This window comes from Microbacterium sp. HSID17254 (assembly GCF_003989315.1).
GTDB lineage: Bacteria > Actinomycetota > Actinomycetes > Actinomycetales > Microbacteriaceae > Microbacterium.
On record NZ_RBLT01000180.1, the window covers coordinates 1 to 801 of the forward strand.

Consider the following 801-nt stretch of genomic DNA (forward strand, 5'->3'; position numbering starts at 1 on the left):
GCGGGTCCGCTCGCGGGGGCGTGTGAGGCAGGTCCGAGGATGGAAGGGTGGGGTCAGGTGTCGGTCAGGTCCTGGTGGATGCGTGTCGGGATGGAGGGGGCGGCGGACGGCTCGGCGAGTGGAGCTCCCGGGGGGGCGAACGCAGGTCTTCGGTGGCCCGGTCGAAGAAACGCATAATAATTGTGCACGGGAGCTGCCGAGACGCCGTTATCGGCCTAGCCAGACGGCTGGCGATCGGGGAGAAGAGCTGACAGCTGCTGCCGAGCCGCTCATCGGCCTCGGTGTCCACGATGCCGATCCGTACCCGCCGCCTGTCCTGAGGATCCGGTCGGCGTGAGACCAGGCCCGCCGAGGCGAGGCGGTCGACGAGCTTGGTGACCGCGCCGGTGGTCAGTCCGGTGCGTCGGGCCAGCTCACCGGCCGTGACCTCCCCGATCAGGTCCAGGAGGTTCAATGCGTAGAGGTCGGTGGCATTGAGGCCGGCCGCGTCCGCGGTGACTTTCCCGTGAAAGACCATCGCGATGCCGTACTCCCGGGAGATCCGGGTCTCGTAGGCGCTGAGCTCCCACCGGTTGACCGCCGGGCCGGCCCCGTCCTGCTGCTCCACGTACCCCCCTGTCTGCGTCGAGGCGTCACCACTGCCGCCGTCGAGCCGCTGTGGACCGGTTCTCGAGAACTCTCGCACAGACTACCGACACCGAAACGGAAGGAGTGCCATGTCCGGGTGCCGGGTCTGTGGTGGCGATGTCACAACATTCCTCGATCTGGGACAGCAGCCGCTGTCCGATGCCTTTCTTCTGG

General features: G+C 67.8%; 1 protein-coding gene. It reads right to left on the bottom strand.

The genetic code is table 11. The annotated features are described in order from the left end of the window. Positions 1-64 precede the first annotated feature (64 nt). Positions 65-607 (bottom strand): MarR family transcriptional regulator, encoded by a 543-nt coding sequence (locus D8M34_RS18455; protein ID WP_202976302.1) that lies wholly within the window; start codon positions 605-607, stop codon positions 65-67. Between the last annotated feature and the right edge of the window lie 194 nt (positions 608-801).